The organism is Sandaracinobacteroides sp. (assembly GCF_057137845.1).
Map to the genome: position 1 here is coordinate 20,737 of NZ_DBNHFX010000121.1, position 6,615 is coordinate 27,351.

Consider the following 6,615-nt stretch of genomic DNA (forward strand, 5'->3'; position numbering starts at 1 on the left):
GGCCGCGACGCGGGCCGCCCGCAAGCGCCGAGGGCTATTCGCCGTCCAGCGGCAGCGCCGGTTGCGCAGCGGGCGGGCGCAGGCCAAGATGCGCCCATGCCGGCCCGTTCAGCACGCGCCCGCGCGCCGTCCGCGCCACCAGCCCGGTCTGGATCAGATATGGCTCGACCACGTCTTCCAGTGTGTCGCGGGCTTCGGAAAGCCCGGCCGCCAGTGTTTCGATGCCGACCGGCCCGCCGCGATACAGGTCGGCGATCATCCACAGATAACGGCGGTCCTGCGCGTCGAGGCCCAGACGATCGACTTCCAGCCGGTTAAGCGCCTGATCGGCGAACGCCGCATCGACCGGTTCTTTCCGGTCGACGGCAAAATCCCGCACGCGGCGCAGCAGCCTTCCGGCAATGCGGGGCGTGCCGCGCGCCCGGCGGGCGATTTCGCGTGCGCCATCCTCGGCCAGCGCCAAGCCCAGCAACCGCGCCGCGCGATGCACAACCGACAGCAGTTCCTCCTCGGTATAGAAGACGAGGCGCACGGGAATGCCGAAACGGTCGCGCAGCGGTTGCGTCACCAGCCCCGATCGCGTGGTGGCGCCGACCAGCGTGAAGGGCGGCAGATCGATCCGCACCGAACGGGCGGAAGGCCCCTCGCCGATCATCAGGTCGAGGGCGCGGTCCTCCATCGCCGGATAGAGGATTTCCTCGACCTGCGGTTGCAGGCGGTGGATTTCGTCGATGAACAGCACATCATTTGCTTCGAGATTGGTGAGCAGCGCCGCCAGATCGCCCGCCTTGGCGATCACCGGGCCGGAAGTCGCGCGGAAACCGGCGCCCAGCTCGCGGGCGATGATCTGTGCCAGTGTCGTCTTGCCAAGGCCGGGCGGCCCGGCCAGCAGCACATGATCGAGCGCATCGCCGCGCTGGCGTGCGGCGTCGATGAAGACGCGCAGATTTTCGCGCGCGGCGCGCTGCCCGACGAATTCGGCAAGGCTTTTCGGCCGCAGTGCGGCGTCGGCGTCGTCGCGGCGGGCCGCTGGATTGATCAACCTGTCGGCATCGTCCATGCAGGCGTCTCTAGCAGGGCGGACGCAGGAAGAAAGAGCAATGGCACTGACGAGGCGCACCATATTGGCGGCAGGCGCGGGCGCGCTGCTGGCACCATCGCTGGCCCGCGCGGGCGGCAGCGGCTGGCTTGGCGACGCCATCGTGATCGACGGGCTTTCCAATCTGTCCGACCCCTATGCCCCCGAAGCGCAGACCCGCCTTTCCGACCGGGTGAAGGCCGAACTGCGCAAATCCGGCATCACCGCCCTTCGCATCACCGTCGGTCCTGTCGGCAACCAGCCCGACATGTGGGAACAGGTGAATGGTTTCATGGACCAGATGGACGCAGCGTTCGCGGCCAATCCCGACTTCCTGCTGAAAGTCGAAAAGGCGGCCGACATCGAGACCGCGAAAAAGACCGGCCGGGTGGGGGTGATTTACGGCACGCAGGATTCATCGATGATCGGCGCCGACCTCGACCGACTGGCGAAACTGAAAAAGCGCGGCGTCGGCGCGGTGCAGCTCACCTACAACCTGCGCAACCTTTCCGGAGACGGCGCACTGGAACCTGCCAACGCCAGCCTGTCGCGGCTGGCGGCCGCCACCATAGAACGCATCGAGGCGGAAAAGCTGCTGCTCGATCTGTCGCACGGCGGTGAACGCACCATCCGCGAGGGGCTGGCGCGGGCGAAGCGCCCGCCGACCATCAGCCACACCGGCTGCCGCAGCCTGTTCGACCATCCGCGCAACACATGGGACGCCGACATGCGGACGGTCGCCGACAAGGGCGGCGTCGTCGGCATCTATTTCATGCCCTATCTGGCAAAAGGTTCGAAGCCGACCGGTGCCGATCTTGTCGCCCATATCGAGCACGCCTGGAACATCTGCGGCGAGGACCATGTGGGCATCGGCTCGGATGGTGACCAGTTGCCGCTGCCGATCAACGAAGAAACATGGCGTCGCGCACGCGAAGACCATGAATATCGGACGAAAATGGGCTTCACCGCGCCCGGCGAAGGGCCGGACGTTCTGACCGTGGTGATGGACTATAACCGGCTGGATCGCTTGCCACACCTTGCCGAACACCTTGCCGCGCGCGGCCACGGGCAGGTGCGGCTGGAGAAATTCTTCGGCCGCAACCTGCTTCGCCTCTACCGCGAGGCATGGGGGGCCTGACCCGCCGGGCGCTTCGCTCAGCTCTCCATAAAGCGCGGGAACAATATCTCGTTTTCAATACGGATGTGGGTCGCCAGATCGTCGGCGAATTTTTCAACGCCCGCATAGAGCGACCGCCAACTGCCGCAGGCGTCGGCGGGAAGCTGGAACCCGCCGGTCAGGTCGGAGAGGGTGCGCAGATGTTCGGCATGGTCGTCGTGCTCGGTCATCATCACCATGACCGGCATACCCAGCCCTTCGCCCATGCCGCGCTTCATGCGCGGGAACAGCATCAGTTCCTCTTTCTGCATGTGCATCGCCAGTTCGCCCAGCATCTGCTGCAACAGCGCGCCAAGCCCTGCGGGCACCGCCGGATGGCCCTTGTGCACTTCTTCCACGCGCGTGGCGAGCGTGACCAGTTCGGGCAGTTCCTGCGTATGCACACGGTGGTAGCGCGTGATGATGTGATCGACGAGCGATGGTGTATCGAGGTCGCCGAGATCGGCCGGTGCCGCCGGCGCCAACCCTGCTTCTTCAGTCAATGCTGCCTCCTTCCGGTTTCCGGTCACTGGCCGCTGCACCGCTACAGGATGAAGCGGCTAAGGTCGTTGTCGCGCGCGATCGGCGCAAGCTGCGCCTCGACATAGGCTGCATCGACCTGCAACTGGCGCGGGCCGCCTTCGGCCGCTTCGAAGCTCAGATCTTCCAGCAGCTTTTCCATCACCGTCTGCAACCGGCGCGCGCCGATGTTCTCGACCCGGTCGTTCACCTGTGCTGCGATGTCGGCGATCGCGTCGATCGCATCGGCGGAAAAGCCCAGTTCCACGCCTTCGGTCGCCATCAGCGCCACATACTGCCGCACCAGCGAAGCCTCGGTGTCAGAGAGGATGCGCACGAAGTCGGCTTTGGTCAGGCCTTTCAGTTCCACCCGGATCGGCAACCGGCCCTGCAGTTCGGGCAGCAGGTCGGCGGGCTTTGCCACATGGAAGGCGCCCGACGCGATGAACAGGATGTGGTCGGTCTTCACCGGGCCATATTTGGTGGCGACGGTCGTCCCCTCGATCAGCGGCAGCAGATCTCGCTGCACGCCTTCGCGGCTGACTGATCCGCCGCGCACATCGGATACGGCGATCTTGTCGATCTCGTCGATGAAGACGATGCCGTTACCCTCGGCGTTGCGGATGGCTTCGCGCGTCAGGTCGTCGGTGTCGAGGCGGCGGTCGCTTTCCTCGTTCACCAAGAGTTCCCAGGCATCCTCGACCGGCATGCGGCGACGCTTGGTGCGTTTTGGCCCCATGCCCTTCAGCATGTCGCCAAGATTGATCATCCCCACCTGCCCCGGCGGCATGCCCGGAATCTCGAACGGCATGCCGCTGCCGGTGTCCTCGACCTCGATATCGACTTCGCGGCCCTTCAACTGCCCGGCAAAGATGCGGTCGCGGAACGCCAGCCTGGTCGCCTCGGATGCGTCCTTGCCGACCAGCGCATCGAGCAGGCGGTCGAGCGCGGCCTTTTCCGCTGCTTCACGCACCTGCCCGCGCTTCAGGTCGCGCGTCAGCCGGATCGATTCCTCGACCAGATCGCGCACGATCGAATCGACGTCGCGCCCGACATAGCCGACCTCGGTGAACTTGGTCGCCTCGATCTTCAGGAACGGCGCGTCGGCAAGCTTCGCCAGCCTTCTGGCGATCTCGGTCTTGCCGCAGCCGGTCGGCCCGATCATCAGGATGTTTTTGGGCGTCACTTCCTCGCGCAGTTCGGCCGCCAGTTGCTGCCGCCGCCAGCGATTGCGCAACGCCACGGCAACCGCCTTCTTGGCGTCGGTCTGGCCGACGATATGGCGATCCAGCGCTGCAACGATCGCCTTGGGCGTCAGGACCTGCGCGGGGGCCGCGCGGTTCGCTGCGGTTTCGGCTGTCTCGGCGGCTGGTGCAACGGCGTCCATCAGATGCTTTCCACGGTCAGGTTGTTGTTGGTGTACACGCAGATGTCGGCTGCGATCCCCATCGCCTTGCGAGCGATCGCCTCGGCGTCGAGGCTGGTGTCGGCAAGCGCGCGCGCTGCCGCCAGCGCATAATTGCCACCCGAACCGATCGCGGCGATGCCGTCGTTCGGTTCCAGCACGTCGCCGGTGCCGGTCAGGATCAGCATGGTTTCCTGATCTGCCACGATCATCATCGCTTCCAGACGCCGCAGATAGCGGTCCTGCCGCCAGTCCTTGGCCAGCTCGACGCAGGCCCGCGTAAGCTGACCGGGAGAACGTTCCAGTTTCGCTTCCAGCCGTTCGAACAGGGTGAAGGCGTCGGCGGTCGATCCGGCAAACCCGCCGACCACCCGGCCATCGGCGCCAAGCCGGCGCACCTTTTTCGCATTGGGCTTGATCACCGTCTGCCCGAGCGACACCTGCCCGTCGCCGGCGACGACGACGCGCCCATCTTTTCGCACACCAAGAATGGTGGTTCCGTGCCAGGTTTGCGGTTCGCTCATTTATTCTGCCTTGTTCCCGTATGCTGTCTTGTTGCCGGCCAAAGCATCGCGGCCTGCCCTGATGTAGTTTTTTCACGCCGGCATGAAAGGGGGGCATGGCAGGAACGGCGGCATGGCGCCCGCCCCAGCCTTGCGCGGCGGGCGGCAGATGGGCACAATTCCGGTGCATGGCGCTTGAACAGAAGTTGCAATCCTGGGTGGAAGCCGGCCTGATCGATGGTCAGGCCGCCGCACGCATTCTTGCGCACGAACAGGCAGACCGGCGGCCCGTCGCGCTGTGGGCGCTTGCCGGGCTTGGGATGCTGGCGCTGGTGCTGGGCGTGCTGCTCCTCGTCTCGGCCAACTGGGACCGCATCCCCGACTGGCTGAAGCTTTCCGTGCACATGGCGCTGCTGCTTGCGGTTGCAGCCGGGCACTGGCGGGCGCGCAGCGCCGGCCGGGCATGGGTTGCAGAAACCCTGCTGTTCGCGTTTGCCGGGCTGGTGATCGCAGGCATCGCCTTGCAGGCGCAGGTCTATCAGCAGACGGGGCCATTCTGGCATCCGATGATGCTGTGGCTGGCGCTGGCCGGCCCGGCGCTGCTGGCAGGCGGCACCACAAGGCTGACCGGCCTTGCCCTTTCGGCGTTGATGCTGATCGCGCCCGCGTCGATGTTTTTTCAGACCGTCGATCAGGGCGGCGCATGGCTTCTGGCGCATGGTGCGGCAATCGCCATGCCCACAACGCTGGTGCTGTTGTCGCTGGTTGCGGCGAACGGCCGCCCGCCATTCCGGCTGGCATTGCGGCAGAGCGGCCTTGCCGCGTTGCTGGCGGGCGCCAGCCTGGTGCATTTCGCCTGGGCAACCGAAATCTCCCCAGCCGATGCGCGCGACAATGCGCTCCGCCTGCTGCCGGCCGCGCTGGCGACTGCCGCTGCAATCTTCGCCGCCAGAAAACCCGGCGCCGACCTGCCGCGCCCCTTGCTGCTGCCGTTGATCCTCGGGCCGCTGGTGGTGTCGGCGCTGGCGCTTGCCGTGCCGCACCCCGACACCACACCAAGCCGCCTGATCGGCGTCGGCATTTTTGCCGGTTTCTGGATGCTGATCGCCAATGGCGCCGTGCGGGCCGGGCTGAACGGGCTGTTTGCGGTTGCGGTGGCCGCAATCGGGCTGCGCATCTTCATCATCTACATCGAATTGTTCGGTTCGCTTGCGGCAACCGGTGGCGGGCTGGTGCTGGGCGGCGCGCTGCTGGTCGGCCTTAGCTGGGCATGGCACCGGATCGTCCGCAACAGGCCGGATACATCAGGACCAGCCGCATGAGGAACCCGTGGCTTGCTGCGGCACTGGCATTGCCGATCCTGTTTCTGGCGCTGACGATCGGGCGCCAGCAGGCGGGTCTCGCCTCGGCGCACGAATGGCGTATCCCGGTCTCGGGCTATGACCCGCGCGACCTGCTGCGCGGCCACTATATCCGCTTTTCCTATGACTGGACGCTGCAAGGCGACCCCGCCCCCTGTTTCGGCGAATCCGGTTGCAGCCTGTGCCTTGCGCATGACGATGGCACGGTCGTCGCACGGGTGATTGACGAAGGCGCCGCCTGTGCAGCGCGGGTGGATACCGCGCGCAGCGGCATCGATGTGCGGCCCGGTTTCCGGCAAGACCCCGCCACATTCACCAGCCGCATCTTCGTTTCCGAAACCAGTGCGCCCGCACTGGAAGCGCAACTGCGCGAGGGGCCGATGCTGGTGGTGGCGATGCTGGACAGCGACGGCCGACTGATCAACCGCAAGCTGGAACCGCGCTAGCCCCGGCGCGAGAACAGCGCCCTGTCTTCAGGTCCGAAGCCCCAGCGCCAGATCAGCACGCCGAACAACAGCAGGGTGCCGGGGATCGTCACCAGCATTTCCGGCAGTTCCGGAAGCGCCCTTGCCGCATAGCCGAACGCGAAACAT

The 6,615-nt window shown here is 66.1% G+C and carries 7 protein-coding genes; 3 read left to right on the forward strand and 4 right to left on the reverse strand.

The genetic code is table 11. The features are described from left to right. Positions 1-34: 34 nt before the first annotated feature. On the reverse strand, positions 35-1,060 hold the full coding sequence (ruvB, locus tag AC16JP_RS06645; protein ID WP_484339820.1) for a Holliday junction branch migration DNA helicase RuvB: 1,026 nt from the start codon (positions 1,058-1,060) through the stop codon (positions 35-37). A gap of 40 nt (positions 1,061-1,100) precedes the next feature. Here ruvB and AC16JP_RS06650 point away from each other — a divergent pair, with 40 nt between their 5' ends. After that, positions 1,101-2,216: a dipeptidase gene (locus tag AC16JP_RS06650; protein ID WP_484339821.1), complete on the forward strand. Its 1,116-nt coding sequence runs from the start codon at positions 1,101-1,103 to the stop codon at positions 2,214-2,216. Between the two features lie 17 nt (positions 2,217-2,233). Here AC16JP_RS06650 and AC16JP_RS06655 read toward each other — a convergent pair whose 3' ends face one another. The 3 genes from AC16JP_RS06655 to hslV are packed head-to-tail and all read right to left on the reverse strand — an operon-like array spanning position 2,234 to position 4,682. After that, the gene (locus AC16JP_RS06655; protein ID WP_484339822.1) at positions 2,234-2,737 is read right to left on the reverse strand and encodes a hemerythrin domain-containing protein; all 504 of its coding nucleotides are present in this window, start codon (positions 2,735-2,737) and stop codon (positions 2,234-2,236) included. A 41-nt stretch (positions 2,738-2,778) separates the two neighbouring features. Then, entirely contained in the window at positions 2,779-4,140 is a 1,362-nt protein-coding gene (gene hslU, locus AC16JP_RS06660) for an ATP-dependent protease ATPase subunit HslU (RefSeq protein ID WP_484339823.1), read from the reverse strand. Continuing rightward, entirely contained in the window at positions 4,140-4,682 is a 543-nt protein-coding gene (gene hslV, locus AC16JP_RS06665) for an ATP-dependent protease subunit HslV (RefSeq protein WP_484339824.1), read from the reverse strand. The genes hslU and hslV overlap by 1 nt, the downstream gene beginning before the upstream one ends. Positions 4,683-4,849: 167 nt before the next feature. Between hslV and AC16JP_RS06670 the strand changes: the two genes are divergently transcribed. After that, positions 4,850-5,983 carry a DUF2157 domain-containing protein gene (locus tag AC16JP_RS06670; RefSeq protein ID WP_484339825.1) on the forward strand — a complete coding sequence of 378 codons (1,134 nt, stop codon included), beginning with the start codon at positions 4,850-4,852 and terminating at the stop codon, positions 5,981-5,983. Then, positions 5,980-6,468 carry a GDYXXLXY domain-containing protein gene (locus tag AC16JP_RS06675; RefSeq protein WP_484339826.1) on the forward strand — a complete coding sequence of 163 codons (489 nt, stop codon included), beginning with the start codon at positions 5,980-5,982 and terminating at the stop codon, positions 6,466-6,468. The genes AC16JP_RS06670 and AC16JP_RS06675 overlap by 4 nt, the downstream gene beginning before the upstream one ends. Positions 6,469-6,615 lie beyond the last annotated feature (147 nt).